This is a genomic window from Rahnella sp. CFA14(1/10) (genome assembly GCF_004195095.1).
In the GTDB taxonomy this organism is placed as follows: Bacteria; Pseudomonadota; Gammaproteobacteria; order Enterobacterales; family Enterobacteriaceae; genus Rahnella; species Rahnella perminowiae.
Window position 1 is genome coordinate 73020 of the sequence record NZ_SEWS01000009.1, and the last position, 19230, is coordinate 92249.

1 protein-coding gene is annotated in these 19230 nt (G+C 55.3%); it reads right to left on the reverse strand.

Annotation, left to right across the window (positions count from 1 at the left end):
- Positions 1-4 precede the first annotated feature (4 nt).
- On the reverse strand, positions 5-19216 hold the full coding sequence (locus tag EVX52_RS18150) for an Ig-like domain-containing protein (protein ID WP_129991811.1): 19212 nt from the start codon (positions 19214-19216) through the stop codon (positions 5-7).
- Positions 19217-19230 lie beyond the last annotated feature (14 nt).

Genomic DNA, 19230 nt, shown 5'->3' on the forward strand with positions numbered 1-19230 from the left:
TTAATTACGGGTGATCGACCTGCTGATCATCATGTGTCGTATTATCAATAGGTGTGATTGTCATTATTTCAGCACTCATGACTGCAGCAGCCTGATCATGACTTACTGAATCGTTTGTATCGCTTTCAGGTTCATCCTGCATCGTTGCCATGAGCAGAGCCGACGACGTATCGACGGTAACGCTGTACTCGATCTGTTGTGTGTTACCGGCCTTGTCCACAATGCCCAATTGCAGTGAGTGCGTACCATCGGCAATGTCACTCATCTGTAATGACCAGTCCCCTTGTTCATCCACCTGAATATGGATGGCTTCACCGCCATCAATGCTCGCCGATACCGTCGCCCCGGCTTCACCCTGTCCGGCAATGTCGAGCGTATGACTTTCACTGCGCCATTCATCAGGCTGATCGCCTTCATTGTTAACCAGCCGGGCGTCAAAAGTGTCAATCTGCGTATCGATAATGAAATCAAAAGGTTCGCTGTGGCTAACGTTGCCTGCTACATCGGTCGTTGTTATCACTAATTGATACTCACCGTCTGTCAGAGGCTCAGGTGGCGTAAAGCTCCACTCGCCGTCATCACTTTTAAGCGCATCATAGTTGTTACCATTAACGTTAACCGTCACGCTGTCGGCATCGGCATCAACGTCAGTCAAAATAAAGCCTGGCGTGTTGTCATTCACAATATGATCACCGCCGGTATCGGATTCCATCGCTGCCACAGGCACCGAGAGCGACTGGTCAACCGTCAGTTCAGTCACGGTGGTCTGACTGTTGCCCGCGTCATCCGTCACCGTGACCGTTACCGGCCAGGTGCCTTCTGGCAGCGCATCCGGCAACGTCAGGCTCCACCCGCCTTCTTCCCCCTGCACCGTGTTATAGGTCTGGCTGTTGATGGTCACGATAACCTGCGTAACATCCGCATCAATGTCCTGCAACACCAGTGTCGGTGTCGCGTTATTGGTGAGCATATCGCCCACGCTACCCGTGTCAGACATTCCGTCCAGCACCATCTCCGGTAATGACAGAGAGTGATCAATCTCCAGTATCACTGTCGCAGACTGGCTGTTACCGGCGGCATCCGTTGCGGTGACCATGACGGACCAGCGGCCTTCCGGCAGCGGTTCGGTAAATGTCAGGCTCCAGATGCCCTGACCACTTTGTACCGCGTTATAACTCTGTCCGTTTAGCGTGACCACAACCTGGGTGACATCACTTTCGATGTTTTGCAGCAACAGCGTCGGCGTAGTGTTGCTGGTGATCATGTCGCCGATAATGCCACTGTCGGAGGCAATATCCAGCGTCAGGGCTGGCACCGCACGCATCTCATCAAAAGTCACGTCCGGGCTGATGTTACCCACCGCATCTTCAGCATGGAGGGTTACTTTCCCGCCATCAGGATAATTAAACACCGTGCTCCAGTTGCCGTTGCTGTCCGCAGTGACGCTGGCGATAACCTTCCCTGTTTCATCTTCAACCACTAACTTACTGCCCGCTTCAGCAGTCCCGGACATGACCCACAGACCACTGCCGTCAATAAAGGCCGAGGTATCAACCACCGGCACAGCCGGTGCCTGGGTATCAATGGTGACATCGTGACTGATGATTTGGGTATTGCCTGCGGGATCTTCAATTTTAAAGCTCAGGGAATAATTCCCGTCAGCCAGCGAGGTCGGCTCCATTGCCCATGTGCCATCGGCCGCAACCATCACGGAAGCAACCGCTACACCCGCCAGGAACACAGTCACCGTCGAGCCAGCCTCACCGCGACCAAAGAAGGTAACGTTTTGGTTGTTCAGCGCCCATTTGTCAGCGGTGGTGGATTTATTGTCTTCAACATTGACGCTGAATGCGTCAATGCGGGTATCAACAACAATCACCATGCTGGTTTCTTTCCCATTACCGGCTTTGTCGGTCGAATTGAATTTAATATTCAGTTCACCATCCTGAAGCACCATTTTATTGATGCTGGCCGTCCAGTTGCCATCTTCCCCGACCCAGAACTGATTAACCGTTAACCCGTTCACCGTAATACTCAGGTAACTTCCGGCTTCGGCCTTCCCGGTCAGGGTGGCGTTGGTGGTGATATCCGTCAGATAAGTCACGTCCCCGACGGTGATTGTCTCAACAGGCTGACCGTTGATCGTCGTCAACACGATTGGCGTATCATTGACGGTATCGATGGTGAAATTACGGGACTCGGTCGACGCCGTATTCCCTGCCGCATCTGTTATTTCAAAACGAATAGAATGCGAACCATCGTCCAGATCCGCCGGCACGGTATAGGTTGAATTGATCGAACCCGGCGTAATTGTTTCTACATACTCACCATCAATGTAGACCGATACTGGCTGGTTTTTTTCGCCGGTGATATTAAAGGTCGGCCGGGTAGAATCGGTATAATAGTCGTTGGCATAGTAACCCCCGTCGTTGGCCATTCCCTGGATTTGAATGTCTGTCTCGGTATCAATTGTCACCAGGATACGGGCTGACTCGGCGGTATTTCCCGCCACATCCTCTGCAATAACACGCACAGAGTATTCACCGTCATTCATGGTGCCGGGGTAGGCCCATGACCAGTTTCCGTCAGCGTCAGCGACTATGGTTGCTACCATCACTTCATCAACCAAGATATTGACTGTCGCGCCCGCTTCCGCCGTCCCGTGGAAGGCAGGCGGGTTAATATTGGTGATATTGTCGCCCTTCGATGCGGAGTTAGTCTCATCATTAAGCGAAATGGTGGGATAATCGGTATGGCTGTCCAGCGTCACCGGATAATCTTCACCCGCCACAACATTCCCTGCGATATCGGTCAGGGTAGCCGAAATAATATATTCACCGTCTTCCCCCAGCACGACCGGCATATTCCAGTTACCTTCGGCATCAACCGACGCACGGCCGATAACCGCACCGTTCACCCGTATCGTAACCGTTGAGTTAATTTCCCCGGTCCCGGTCAGTTCCAGAGCACGGGAATTAATCAGCTCCGGTGGCGCAGTCATCTCGAACCCGCTCACCGCGGTATCAATCACCACAACGGAGGTGGCACTGGTGACGGTGTTTCCTGCCGCATCGGTGGAGATAAACGTCACGTTGTAGTTGCCGTCCTCGCTTTCCGGCAAGGTATAACTGGCCAGCCCAGAGGCGTCAGCGACAACCGTGGCGACTTTCACCTCATTGACATAAATATCCACCGAAGCGCCCGGATCGGTCATGGCCGATAAGGTTGGCGTCTTATCGTTGGTCACCATATCACCGATATCGCCACTGTTGCTCTCACGGGCCAGCGCCACATCACTGATACTGTTATGCGTGTCACACTGAATAATAATGTCTTTTTGGACTTTGTTACCTGCACTGTCCTCAGCTATCGCAATGAACGTATTGGCCCCTTCACTCAGTTCAACGCTATAACTCCACTGTCCGTCGTCTCCCACCGTTAATGTGGTCAGTACCGAGCCATCCTTTCCGTAAAGAGTCAGCACCGCACCGGCCTCGGCCACCCCTTCCAGATTCACCGTGGTTTTATTGGTGATCAGGTCGGTTGAACTGCTGCCCGTATCGTCACTTTCCCGCAGGGTAAGGGTCAGCGGAGAGATATAGGAGTCCAGAATAAGGGGCGTCGGGTCGATCTGCATCGTATTTCCCGCCAGATCATTGACGGTAAAAGCAATCTCATGCGAACCGTCGTTGCCAATGACAGGAAGCCTGACCGACCAGGTTCCGTCACTGGACGTCGAAGTTTCAATGACAAATTTGCCATCAACATAAATTTTAATTTTCGCCCCAGGCTCGGATATCCCGCTTACCGTCGGGGTGTTGTCGCTGATATAGCCTTCATCGGTCATGCCGGAAATCGACCATTCCAAAGGTTCTACGTGCGTATCAACCACCAGGTTTGCACTGTCTGAAAGCAGCGCTTCCTGACTGTTCGGGTCGATAATGCTTGCCTGCAGGCTGTAAGTGCCTTCAGCCATTACCGGTAGCTCATAGCTGTAACGACCTGTGGAGTCACTTTGTGCTGCGCCAACGACCACGCCATTGATATAAAGCGTGACTGTCACGCCCGGCAGGGTAATCCCCGTGATCACGGGCTTCGTATTATTGGTGATAAAATCACCCAGTGAGCCGCTGTCTGTATCATTGCTTAACATCACCGTCGGTGGATCAAGATCGACCACCGGAATAATGAAGCTAAAGGATGTTTCCGAGGAAATATTTCCGGCTTTATCTGTGGCCGTGACGGCAATCACGTGGTCCCCGGAAAGGAAGGAACTTGGCGGCGTCCAGGCCCAGGTCCCGTTTGCCGACACCGTGACACTGGCGACTGTCATGCCATCAATTTTAATCGACAGATTTGAGCCCGCCTCTGCCATGCCGCTGAATTCAGGTGCCAGCCCCAGCGCTTCATGGGAGTTATTGGCATCAGATTCCGTCAGCCCGAGAGTCGGCGTGGCAACCAGCGTATCAATGACAAAATTCATACTTTGTTCGGTCGAGTTACCGGCGACGTCAGTGGCCCGCACACTAATCGTATACTGCCCGTCAGCCAGATCAGCCGCAGTGAAACTCCAGCTACCGTCCGCATTCGCCTGCTGCTCAACGGTCTGCATGACAGTCCCGCTATTGTCTTTGATACTGATGACTATCTGCGCATGGCTTTCGGTGTTGCCTGAAAAAGTCGGGGACACATCCTTGGTCAGATGATCAGTGTATGAAACGCCGGTATCTGACGCCGGATCCATTTCCATCGACAAGGCGATCTGCGTATCTATCACGAAACTGATACTGTTTTCAGCCTGGTTACCCGCGTTGTCGGTCATGATGGCCGTGGCGGTATACTCTCCATCCGGCAGGTTATTGGGGCGAACGGTCCACTGGTCAGCGCTATTCATGGTGGCGATGTAGCTCGTACCATTAATGTTCACCCTGATCGAATCAACATCATCCGGTACGTTGCTGATCACAAAGACAGGCTGAGGATCGTTGGTAATATTATCTGACGCAGAGCTACCTGAATCACTGTCCGTGTTCAGATCGATCACCGGCGTTGGAATTTGCGTATCAACCGTGAACGTCAGATCATCCGTCACATGGTTACCCGCAATATCAACCCATTCGACCTGCAGGGTATAGCTGCCATCGGCAAGGCTTTCTGCCGTATATATCCAGCGGCCATCCTGTTGCTCTACATTGACCGTAATACCGTTAAGCGTGGCCCTGACTGAAACCAGCGGTTCCGCTGCCGTAATTTCAAATCTCGGTGCGGTGACATTGGTCAGGTTATCGGTCACATTGCTGCCGGTATCATCGAGCAGCACCAGCCCCGGTGACTGCACGGTGGTATCGACGACAAAACTGTAGGTCGTTGAACTGGTATTGCCGGCTTTATCGGTGAAGCTGACCACGGCGGAATAGGTTCCGTCTGCCAGACTTTGCGGGACATCCCAGCCCCCCGCCTGCGGCTCGATTTGCCATGTTTCTCCGCCCAGCGTCACGCTGACCTGATAAATATCTCCAGGCATGTCGCTGATGATCAAACGAGGTTGCGCAACATTAGTGATGTTATCACCCTTATCACCACTGTTGTCGGCATCACTCAGCGAGACAACCGGTGAAGGGCAAACCGTATCGATAATGAAGTTTAACGAGCCTGAACGCGTATTACCGGCCTGATCTTCGATTCTTACTTCTGCCACATAGTTGCCATCACTCAGTGCATCGGCATCCGGGATCTGGCATACCCATGTTCCGTCCACGCGGCTTGCCGGATAAGATTTGCCATTGAGCAAGACCACCACGGACCAGACATCGCTATCCACGTTGGATATTTCAAATTTCGGCGTGGCATCATTTGTCAGATTGTCGTTAGTGAGGTAACCGCTGTCACTGATCAGATCAATCAGTGGCATATTCAGTGTCGTATCCACCGTAAAGTCGAGCGTAGTCTGGGCGGTATTACCGGCTCGATCGGTCACCGATACCACGATGTTGTGTACCCCATCAGTGAGCACCGGCGTAGTGAATAACCATTTACCTGAACTGTCTTTCAGAATGGACGTCTGCGTACCGTTATCTAACGCCACCAGAACGGTGGTGACATCTTCAGGCACCGCAATATCAAAGGTTGGCATATTCTGCGTTGTGCAGTTGTCATTATCTGAGCGACCGGTGTCATCACCGGCAGCAAAATCTACACTCACCGATGTTTGTGTATCGACGTTGAAGATGATGGAAGACTCTGCGGTATTACCGGCATTATCCGTCAGCTCCACCTCAAGGGTGTAGCTGCCATCCTGCAGCGAGGCTGGCGGCATAAAGCTCACCGGCGACAGTGACAGGTCGATCTCGTAACGTTGCCCGTCGAGGACTGCCACCATACTGTGCGCATCCGCAGGAATGCCCTGGAACAGAAAGACCGGCTGAGTATTACGGGTATAGTTATCCACGCTGCTGTTGCCTGAATCATCCTCATCACGTAAATCGATGGTGACCGGCATGAGCGTGGTATCGACAACAAAATCAACCTGCTGAGATGCTGTGTTCCCTGCGGCATCAATGACCTGAACGTTGACCGCGTGCGCGCCATCTGAGAGTTCAGCCGGACATGAGAAGATCCACTCGCCATTAGTTTTGGTCAGTTCAACCGGCGTGGTGCCATCCAGAGAAACATAAACGTGTGAAACATCGTCAGAGACCTGAATAGTAAAATCAGGACGGGGATCGTACGTCAGGTGATCGTTGTCAGCGTAACCGGTGTCAGCAGACATCTGGATACTGTCGATTTGTACGTAATTATCAATGACAAAAGTCATCGACTCCGTACTCTGGTTACCCGCTCTATCAGTCACGATCGTGCTTAATGTATACGTACCTGCCGCGAGTTCCGGTGCGGTCCAGTGCCAGGCATCCTTCGGATCTTTGCTCACCTCATAGGTCGTGCCATTAAGCACCACCTGAACTTTGTAGACGTCTGCATCAATATTGGTGAAGGTGAATTCAGGGGATCGGTTATTGGTGAGGTGATCGGTCTGGCTGTCACCCGTATCCGATTGCTCATCCATCGTAATGATGGCTTTCGCGACCGTGGTGTCGACCGTAAAGGTAAAATCTTTGCTGCTGGTATTACCGGCACGGTCATGCAGATTGACGGACAGTGTGTAGGTTCCGTCATTTAGTACCTGGTCTGGTGTGAATGTCCAGTTTCCGGTCCCGTCTGCATAAATCTGGGTGGTTTTACCATTGAGAACAACGCTCATACCGGTGACGTCATCATCAATGTTTGTGATAACAAATCCCGGGCGATTTTTGCCCGTCAGATGGTCATTCGTATCATAACCGGTATCATCGCCGGTCACGAAAGAAACCACGGGTTGCGATAACTGGTTATCAAACGTAATGGTTTTAGTCGATGTTGTCTGGTTGCCCGCCACATCAGTCACATTGACTGTCAGGGTGTAATCTCCCGGAGTAGTCAATACCGGGGACGTGACTGACCATATCCCCGTGGCCGTTTGCGTGACATTGCAGGCAATGCCATTAATGGTTGCCGTCATGGTGACTACGTCGTCCGAGGTGGCGACGTTAAAATGCGGCTGTCCGGCATTGGTAATACTGTCGGTAGAAGAATCCCCTGTGTCGTTGAGCAATGTGATGTTGTCGATAGAGACTGAAGTATCAATAACGAAGCTGAACGAGGTGGTACGCTGATTACCCGCATTATCCGTGACAACCGCTAAAAGCTGGTATTCGCCGTCATCCAGTGCGACCGGAGGCATAAATACCCAGCTGCCATCGGACTGAGGTGTCACGGAATAACTGGCACCATTGAGACTTACGGTAATACCGAATACATCTTCCGGTACTCCTGTCAGGCTGAAGCGCGGGGTAGTCACATGCGTAATGTTATCGTCAACTGTACCGGAGTCGTCCTGATTCAGCATATCCACACCCAGCGGTTCAAGCGTGGTATCCACAGCAAAAATCTGGTCCCTCTGCGCGGTGTTTCCGGCCTTATCCGTTACCGTGACCTGCAGTGTATGCTCGCCATCGCTTAACCCGTCAGGCAGATTGATAACCCAGCCGCCTTCACTGTAGGTAGCCTGGATTGCTGCACCACCATCGACTGATACCGCCACGGTTTGTGCATCTGCCGGGGCGGAAAGGGTAAATGTCGGGCCGGTGACATTCGTCAGCCAGTCATTGAGTACACCGGTGTCATCATTGAGTGCAATACCCTCAACGCTTGTCACGGTATCAATCTGCAGCGGCGTGGTAATGATTTTTTCATTACCCGCATCATCCGTCACCGTTAACTGCACGCTATACGAGCCATCTGCCAGTGCTTCAGGCAGCGTGAAAGTACCCGCGCCCTGTGAAATGGTCACAGGCCAGCTTTTGCCATTAAGCGATATCACCACGCTGACCACATCCGCATCAATATTGCCAATAGCGAACGTCGGGCGGGTATTATTCGTCAGGTTATCCGTATTACTGAAACCGGAATCATCTTCACTGTTAAGGGCCAACGTTGGCACTGACAGCTGGCTGTCGATGGTGAAATCCAGTGAGTTGGCGCTGCTGTTACCGGCCAGATCAGTGACCGTCACTGACAGGCTATGGTTACCGTCCCCGAGCGCGGATGGCACCGTAAAGTGCCACTGCCCGGCGGCATCCTGCACCGCCGCCTGTGCTACACCGCCGTCCACGCTGACCATCACCGTCGCGGTGTCGCTGTCGGTAACAATCGCAAAGCCCGGCGTGGTGTCGTTGGTCTGGTTATCCCCTGATGTACCGGTATCATCACTTAGCGTAATGACCGGTGCATTAATCGCCGTATCGACGGTCATGTTCAGTGCCACGGAAGTGGCGGTATTACCTGCATTGTCAGTTACCCGCACCTGCACACTGTAATCGCCGTCTGCCAGTACCGGGGCGGTAAAGCTCCAGAGGCCGCCCTCTTTGGTCGCCGGATAGGCCGTGCCGTTGATCAGAACTTCTGCGATCATCACGTCGGCATCGATACTGCTCAACACAAAGGCCGGGGTGGTATCGCGGGTAATATTATCTGTCGAATACCTGCCACTGTCGGATGCTTCAGCCAGATCAATCACGGGGACGGTCAGTTGGGTATCCACCGTAAAGCTGACCGGGCTGGATGCCGTATTGCCTGCGACATCGGTAATCACTGCGGTTGCTGTATAAACACCGTCTGCCAGAGAAGCCGGCAGCGTAAAACTGTTCCCGTTGCTGAGATCAATGATGTATTCAGCCCCGTTACTGAGCACCAGTGTCAGGCTGGCCATATCTGCCGCAATATTACTGAAGGTAAACGTCGGGGTGGCATCATGTGTCACGCCGTCGCTGTTGCTGGCACCTGTATCAGACCCGGCGTTTAGTACAAGCGTGACCGGTGCAACAGCGGTATCCACCGTCATGTTAAGCGCCCCGGAAGTCGCCACGTTGCCCGCGTCGTCGGTGACCTGCACCTGCACGCTGTGCTCACCGTCCGCCAGCTCCGGCGCGGTAAAACTCCAGACACCGGCGGTCTGCGTGGCCGGGTAGGCCGTGCCGTCGATCAGCACGCTGACCGCCACCGCGTCCGCGTCGATGTTGCTCAGGGTAAACGCCGGGGTAGTGTTGTTGGTGATGTTGTCGGTGGTGCTGGCACCGGTATCTGAACCATCATTCAGATCGATAACCGGCAGGCTCAGCGTGGTGTCGACGGTAAAGGCAAACGCCTCGCCGGCAATGCTGTTGCCCGCAATATCCGTCACCGTGACTACCAGGTTGTGCTCACCGTCACCGAGTGCGGATGGCACCGTAAAGTGCCACTGTCCGGCCGCGTCCCGCACCGCCGCCTGCGCCGCGCCGCCGTCCACGCTGACCGTGACCGTCACCACATCACTGTCGGTCGCGATCGCAAAGCCCGGCGTGGTGTCATTGGTCTGGTTGTCGCCCGCCGTGCCGGTGTCGTCGCTCAGCGTGATAACCGGGGCAGAAATGGTCGTATCAACCGTGATATCCAGCGCCGCCGAGGTCGCGGTATTGCCCGCGTCGTCGGTCACCCGCACCTGCACGTTGTAGTCACCGTCCGTCAGTTCCGGCGCGGTAAAGCTCCAGACATCGCCCTCTTTTGTCGCCGGGTAGGCGGTGCCGTTGATCAGCACCTCGACCGTCACCGCGTCCGCGTCAACGTTGCTCAGGGTAAAGGCCGGGGTGGCGATGTTGGTAATGTTGTCCGAGGCGAGTGCGCCGGTATCCGAACCGTCAGTCAGGTCGATAACCGGCACGCTCAGCGTGGTGTCCACAGTAAAGGCAAAGGCGTCGCCGGCAATGCTGTTGCCCGCAGTATCCGTCACCGTCACCACCAGATTGTGTTCGCCGTCAGCGAGGGCGGCAGGCACCGCAAAGTGCCACTGCCCGACCGCGTCCTGCACCGCCGCCTGCGCCGCACCGCCGTCCACGCTGACCGTCACCACCACCACGTCCGCGTCGGTAACAATCGCAAAGCCCGGCGTGGTGTCGTTGGTCTGGTTATCGCCCGCCACGCCGGTGTCGTCGCTCAGGGTAATCAGCGGCGCGGATATGGCGGTGTCCACCGTCACGTCCAGCGCCCCGGAGGTCGCGACGTTGCCCGCGTCGTCGGTCACCCGCACCTGCACAGCATAGTTGCCGTCGGCGAGTTCCGGGGCGGTAAAACCCCAGATCCCGCCGGTCTGCGTGGCCGGGTAGGCCGTGCCGTCGATCAGCACCTCGACCGTCACCGCGTCCGCGTCAACGTTGCTCAGGGTAAAAGCCGGGGTGGCGTTGTTGGTAATGTTGTCGGTGGTGCTCGCACCGGTATCTGAACCGTCATTCAGATCGATAACCGGCACGCTCAGCGTCGTGTCCACGGTAAAGGCGAATGCCTCACCGGACGTGCGGTTACCGGCAGTATCCGTCACCGTCACCACCAGGTTGTGTTCGCCGTCAGCGAGGGCGGCAGGCACAGTAAAGTGCCACTGTCCGGCGCTGTCCCGCACCGCCGCCTGCGCCGCGCCGCCGTCAATGCTGACCAGCACCGTCACCACGTCCGCGTCGGTCGCGATCGCAAAGCCCGGCGTGGTGTCATTGGTCTGGTTATCCCCCGCCACGCCGGTGTCGTCGCTCAGGGTAATCAGCGGTGCGGATATGGCGGTGTCCACCGTCACGTCCAGCGCCCCGGAGGTCGCGACGTTGCCCGCGTCGTCGGTGACCCGCACCTGTACGTTGTAGTCACCGTCGGCGAGTGCCGGCGCGGTGAAGCTCCAGACATCGCCCTCTTTGGTGGCCGGATACACGGTGCCGTTGATCAGCACCTCGACCGTCACCGCGTCCGCGTCAATCTGGCTCAGGGTAAAGGCCGGGGTAGTGTTATTGGTGATGTTGTCGGTCATATCCGCGCCGCTGTCGGACGCATCGGTCAGATCGATAACCGGCAGGCTCAGCGTGGTGTCCACGGTAAAGGCGAATGCCTCGCCGGACGTGCTGTTACCGGCAGTATCCGTGACCGTCACCACCATGTTATGTTCGCCGTCAGCGAGGGCCGCCGGCACAGTAAAGTGCCACTGTCCGGCCGCGTCCTGCACCGCCGCCTGCGCCGCGCCGCCGTCCACGCTGACCGTGACCGTCACCACATCACTGTCGGTCGCGATCGCAAAGCCCGGGGTGGTGTCATTGGTCTGGTTGTCGCCCGCCACGCCGGTGTCGTCGCTCAGGGTGACCCCCGGCGCAGATATGGCGGTGTCCACCGTCATGTTAAGCGCCCCGGAAGTGGCCACGTTGCCCGCGTCGTCGGTCACCCGCACCTGCACAGCATAGTCACCGTCGGTCAGTTCCGGCGCGGTAAAGCTCCATATCCCGCCGGTCTGCGTGGCCGGATACACGGTGCCGTTGATCAGCACCTCGACCGTCACCGCGTCCGCGTCAATCTGGCTCAGGGTAAAGGCCGGGGTAGTGTTATTGGTGATGTTGTCGGTCATATCCGCGCCGCTGTCGGACGCATCGGTCAGGTTGATAACCGGCAGGCTCAGCGTGGTGTCCACGGTAAAGGCGAATGCCTCACCGGACGTACTGTTACCGGCAGTATCGGTCACCGTCACCACCAGATTGTGTTCGCCGTCAGCGAGGGCCGACGGTACAGTAAAGTGCCACTGTCCGGCGCTGTCCTGTACCGCCGCCTGCGCCGCGCCGCCGTCAATGCTGACCGTGACCGTCACCACATCACTGTCGGTCGCGATCGCAAAGCCCGGCGTGGTGTCATTGGTCTGATTATCGCCCGCCACGCCGGTGTCGTCGCTCAGGGTGACCCCCGGCGCGGATATGGCGGTGTCCACCGTCACGTCAAGCGCCCCGGAAGTGGCCACGTTGCCCGCGTCGTCGGTGACCCGCACCTGCACAGCATAGTCACCGTCGGTCAGTTCCGGCGCGGTAAAGCCCCATATCCCGCCGGTCTGCGTGGCCGGATACACGGTGCCGTTGATCAGCACCTCGACCGTCACCGCGTCCGCGTCGATGTTGCTCAGGGTAAACGCCGGAGTAGTGTTGTTGGTAATGTTGTCGGTGGCGAGTGCACCGGTATCTGAACCGTCATTCAGGTCGATAACCGGCACGCTCAGCGTGGTGTCGACGGTAAAGGCAAACGCCTCGCCGGCAATGCTGTTGCCCGCAGTATCCGTCACCGTCACCACCAGATTGTGTTCGCCGTCAGCGAGGGCGGATGGCACCGCAAAGTGCCACTGCCCTTCGCTGTCCTGTACCGCCGCCTGCGCCGCGCCGCCGTCCACGCTGACCAGCACCGTCGCGGCGTCGCTGTCGGTCGCGATCGCAAAGCCCGGCGTGGTGTCATTGGTCTGGTTGTCGCCCGCCACGCCGGTGTCGTCGCTCAGGATGACTACTGGCGCAGAAATCGCGGTGTCCACCGTCACGTCCAGCGCCCCGGAGGTCGCGACGTTGCCCGCGTCGTCGGTGACCCGCACCTGTACGTTGTAGTCACCGTCGGCGAGTGCCGGCGCGGTGAAGCTCCAGACATCGCCCTCTTTGGTGGCCGGATACACGGTGCCGTTGATCAGCACCTCGACCGTCACCGCGTCCGCGTCAATCTGGCTCAGGGTAAAGGCCGGGGTAGTGTTATTGGTGATGTTGTCGGTCATATCCGCGCCGCTGTCGGACGCATCGGTCAGATCGATAACCGGCAGGCTCAGCGTGGTGTCCACGGTAAAGGCGAATGCCTCGCCGGACGTGCTGTTACCGGCAGTATCCGTCACCGTCACCACCAGATTATGTTCGCCGTCAGCGAGGGCGGCAGGCACCGCAAAGTGCCACTGCCCGGCCGCGTCCCGCACCGCCGCCTGCGCCGCGCCGCCGTCCACGCTGACCGTGACCGTTACCACATCACTGTCGGTCGCGATCGCAAAGCCCGGCGTGGTGTCATTGGTCTGGCTGTCGCCCGTCACGCCGGTGTCGTCGCTCAGGGTGACTACTGGCGCAGAAATCGCGGTGTCCACCGTCACGTCCAGCGCCCCGGAAGTGGCCACGTTGCCCGCGTCGTCGGTCACCCGCACCTGCACGCTGTAGTCGCCGTCGGTCAGTTCCGGCGCGGTAAAGCTCCATATCCCGCCGGTCTGCGTGGCCGGGCAGGACGTGCCGTTGATCAGCACCTCGACCGTCACCGCGTCCGCGTCAACGTTGCTCAGGGTAAAGGCAGGAGTAGTGTTATTGGTGATGTTATCGGTCATATCCGCGCCGCTGTCGGACGCATCGGTCAGGTCGATAACCGGCAGGCTCAGCGTGGTGTCCACGGTAAAGGCGAATGCCTCGCCGGACGTGCTGTTACCGGCAGTATCGGTCACCGTCACCACCAGGTTATGTTCGCCGTCAGCCAGTGCCGCCGGTACAGTAAAGTGCCACTGTCCGGCGCTGTCCTGTACCGCCGCCTGCGCCGCGCCGCCGTCCACGCTGACCGTGACCGTCACCACATCACTGTCGGTCGCGATCGCAAAGCCCGGCGTGGTGTCATTGGTCTGGTTATCGCCCGCCACGCCGGTGTCGTCGCTCAGGGTAATCAGCGGCGCGGATATCGCGGTGTCCACCGTCATGTTAAGCGCCCCGGAAATGGCCACGTTGCCCGCGTCGTCGGTGACCCGCACCTGCACGCTGTAGTCACCGTCCGTCAGTTCCGGCGCGGTAAAGCCCCATATCCCGCCGGTCTGCGTGGCCGGATACACGGTGCCGTTGATCAGCACCTCGACCGTCACCGCGTCCGCGTCAATCTGGCTCAGGGTAAAGGCGGGAGTAGTGTTATTGGTGATGTTATCGGTGGTGCTGGTACCGGTATCTGAACCGTCGGTCAGATCGATAACCGGCACGCTCAGCGTGGTGTCCACGGTAAAGGCGAATGCCTCGCCGGACGTGCTGTTACCGGCAGTATCGGTCACCGTCACCACCAGGTTATGTTCGCCGTCAGCGAGGGCGGCAGGCACCGCAAAGTGCCACTGCCCTTCGCTGTCCTGTACCGCCGCCTGCGCCGCGCCGCCGTCCACGCTGACCGTGACCGTTACCACATCACTGTCGGTCGCGATCGCAAAGCCCGGCGTGGTGTCGTTGGTCTGGTTGTCGCCCGCCACGCCGGTGTCGTCGCTCAGGGTAATCAGCGGTGCGGATATGGCGGTGTCCACTATCACGTCAAGCGCCCCGGAAGTGACCACGTTGCCCGCGTCGTCGGTCACCCGCACCTGCACAGCATAGTTGCCGTCGGCGAGTTCCGGGGCGGTAAAGCTCCAGATCCCGCCGGTCTGCGTGGCCGGATACACGGTGCCGTTGATCAGCACCTCGACCGTCACCGCGTCCGCGTCAATCTGGCTCAGCGCAAAGGCCGGAGTAGTGTTATTGGTGATGTTGTCGGTCATATCCGCGCCGCTGTCGGACGCATCGGTCAGGTCGATAACCGGCACGCTCAGCGTGGTGTCCACGGTAAAGGCGAATGCCTCCCCGGACGTGCTGTTACCGGCTGTATCCGTGACCGTCACCACCAGGTTGTGTTCGCCGTCAGCGAGGGCGGCAGGCACCGCAAAGTGCCACTGCCCGGCCACGTCCTGCACCGCCGCCATGTCCGCGCCGCCGTCCACGCTGACCGTGACCGTCACCACGTCACTGTCGGTCACGATCGCAAAGCCCGGCGTGGTGTCGTTGGTCTGGTTGTCGCCCGCCACGCCGGTGTCGTCGCTCAGGGTGACTACTGGCGCGGATATGGCGGTGTCCACCGTCACGTTAAGCGCCCCGGAAGTGGCCACGTTGCCCGCGTCGTCGGTGACCCGCACCTGCACGCTGTAGTCACCGTCCGTCAGTTCCGGCGCGGTAAAGCTCCAGACGTCACCCTCTTTTGTCGCCGGGTAGGCGGTGCCGTTGATCAGTACCTCGACCGTCACCGCGTCGGCGTCAATCTGGCTCAGGGTAAAGGCGGGAGTAGTGTTATTGGTGATGTTGTCCGTGGCGAGTGCACCGGTATCTGAACCGTCGGTCAGATCGATAACCGGCAGGCTCAGCGTGGTGTCCACGGTAAAGGCGAAGGCCTCGCCGGAAATGCTGTTACCGGCAGTATCCGTCACCGTCACCACCAGATTGTGTTCGCCGTCAGTGAGTGCCGACGGTACAGTAAAGTGCCACTGCCCTTCGCTGTCCCGCACCGCCGCCTGCGCCGCGCCGCCGTCCACGCTGACCAGCACCGTCACCACATCACTGTCGGTCGCGATCGCAAAGCCCGGCGTGGTGTCGTTGGTCTGGTTATCGCCCGCCACGCCGGTGTCGTCGCTCAGGGTGACTACTGGCGCAGAAATCGCGGTGTCCACCGTCACGTCCAGCGTGCCCGAGGTCGCACTATTACCCGCAAGATCGGTAACAGTGGCAGTAATGGTATGAATGCCATCCGCAAGCTCAACAGGGCAAACGAGTGACCAGACGCCATTATTCAGACTTGCCGGGTAGTCAGTGCCATCAATGTTAATCAGAACATGTGTGACATCACTATCAACACTATTGAGTACGAAAATAGGACTTTTAGTATTCGTAATATTATCTGTGGCTGAAGCTCCGGAATCGGATTCATTCAGCAGGTCTACAGAAGGTATATTCAGGGATGTATCGATAGTGACATGGATTCTTTCGGAGGTAGCAATATTGCCTGCAACATCAACGACACTCACATGAAAGGCATAGCTGCCTTCCGGCAGAGATTGTGGATAGGTAAATTGCCATTGGCCTTTTGCATCAGCACTGGCTTTACCCGCTATGTTGCCGTCGCAGTATAATGTGATACTGGCAAAAGGTTCCGCCGTACCCGCGAATGACGGTAAATTAACGCTGGTAATATGGTCATCCGGATTGTCACCACTGTCACTTAATAAATCGATAGTAGGAATATCAGTATGTAAGTCGATAATAAGCGGGATAGAAACCGAGTTCGCGCTATTACCTGCAATATCGACTGCCGTAACCATGACGTTATATTCGCCTTCGGCTAAGGTTTTATCTGCCGGGATACGGAAACTCCAGTTACCATTTTTATCCGCAATAGCACTGCCATAATAGGTGCCATTTATCATCAGGCTGATTTCAGCTCCGGCTTCCGCTACACCTTTGAATAATGGCTGCGGGTCTTTAGTAATCCCATCTGTATGTGTAATACCGGTATCAGAATCAGCATCCAGCATGATAGTGGGTGTTGAAGTGACGGTATCAATAATAAGTTCATACGTTGAACTGGAAATATTGCCGACTTCATCCATGGCGATGATCTCAACACTATAATTATCATCGGCCAGGCCAGGGTTGGGATTTATTTCGAAAGACCAGTGCCCCTCTTCATCAGCGGTCGTTTTCCCCATTTCCTTGCCATCAAGCATGAGGGTAATTGTGACGTATTTTTCAGCGACCCCTGTTACCAGTAAATTATCATTATGGTTGGTAATCCAGTCATTTTGGCTGGATCCTGTATCATCATCGGTATCCAATGCAGCAACAGGCTTTTGAGTCATGGTATCGACAGAGAATATGTATTCCTCTGAAGGAAGCGAGACGTTACCCGCGATATCCTGAGCCTCCACCACTATTTTGTGTTCACCCTCTTTCAACCCCGGGGCGACATCAACTGACCACGTTCCTTCAGCAGTGACCGCCACAGTGGCGTATTTTTTGCCATCAATATAAACGCTGACATGACTCCCCGCCTCGCCGGTTCCCACTAAAAGAGGTGTCGTATCATTTGTCAGGGTGGCACCGGATTGTGAGATAACATAATCGTCAAGGGCAATAGTCGGCGTTACAGGTGCGATGGTATCTATCGTGTAGCTAAAATCATAATCCTGCGCATTACCCGCAAGATCCACAACGGTGATAATAAGCTGATTTACCCCTTCTGCGGATTCGCCAGAGAATCTGAAGGTATAATTTCCGCTTTGAGAAGCGTCGGTTTCAAGGGTTTCACCCGTGGTCGTATTGGTAATGCTGATATGGCTGAATGAGTCTGTTTTACCCGTAAATATCGGGCTGGCAACATTCGTATAATTATCGGCAGCATTGCCACTGTCACTGCCCGCTTCGATCTGAATAGAAAATGCATCGATATTGGTGTCAATTTCAATATCAATCGCATTCGATGCTGTATTCCCGGCACGGTCCGAGGCAATGACCTGAACGTTATAGGTGCCGTCCATAAAAATAACGTTACTGTCGAGGGTATAACTCCAGTCACCTTTGCTATCAGCGGTAACATCAGCGATTTTATATCCGTTAACATACAACTCTACAATAGAGTCCGGTCCGGCTTTACCGCGAAAACCAGGCGTGACATCATTTGTTATTTTGTCATCAGAATAGAGGCCGGTATCACTGTTTTCATCAAGAATAATGGTGGGCGTTTCAGGGGGAATGGTATCAAGCGTAATAATACCTGTTGTACTGGCACTATTATCCGCTTTATCAGTCGCCACTACCGTAATATCATTAATGCCTTCCTGAAGTTCATTTCCGCTAAACTGATATGACCAGTTACCTTCAGCGTCCGTTTTTACGGTCGTCAGTAAAATATCATTGATATAAATATCAATGCTCACACCGGCTTCAGCCGTACCTATAATTTTGGCATTGGTAAAGCGCGTTAAGTTTTCATCAGGGATCTGATCTTCTACTGGAATAGAATATTGTGAACTCAGTTCAAAGGTAGGAATTTCTGTCACGGTATCGATGGTAACCAGAATTTTAGCACTACCGCTTCCACCCTGACCATCCTCAACATCGGCCTGGATCGTATGCTGACCATCCGGGAGTTCTGAGGCAACATCAGCAACAAAATTCCCCATGTTGTCTGATTGCACAACCGCCACAACAATCCCGTCAATTTTTAAGATAATCTTTGCATTAGGCGCGGTCGAACCGATAAATGAAGGGGATGCGATATTGGTGATATTGTCATTTTTTGTACCGCTGTCGCTTTTGTCATCAAGCTTTAAAGAAATATCAACCGGCTTAACAATAACTTCATCGCCCGTCTTTTCAGACGTTTTGCTACTTGAAGAAGAAGATGAGGAATTATTATCTTCCAGTTTAAGCCGCTCTGACTCTGCAACGCCTTCTTCATCATATTTTTTCTTTTTGAAGGATGCGGCCTCCTGTTCTTCGCCGGATTCATTAGAAACGCCGCTGCCATTGGTGGAAACTTTATTTTTAGCTTTATTATCCAGGAATTCCTGCAATTGTTGTTCAACTTCATTGGCCGCTTTTCGGGCTTCTTCCGCTTCTGCGCGTAAACCTTCTGCTTCTTTCCTGAGTTTATCCGCCTCTTTGTTCACCTCTTCGAGACGGTTTGCCTCATCTTCTGTTTTCGTATCGGCATTTTCTTTGATGACGCGCGCCTGCCGGTCTTCCGATAATGATGAATCAAGTCGTTCCAGCTCTAAATTACTCAGATCAATGGATTTAAGGAGATTTTGCCCGGAAATATCACCATCAGTAAAAGAAAACACCACTTTACTGTGTTCAAGACTCGAATATAAAGCACCGTTGACAATATTTACGGTTGTACCATCGGAAAAAATAAACTTTAAATCGGTACCGCTAATGATGAAATGCGCCTGTTCTTTATTGCCAAACTGTTTTAAATCGACAACTGAGCTGTCATTGATGAATATTGTTTTGTTAGCCATTTTGTAATCCTTTC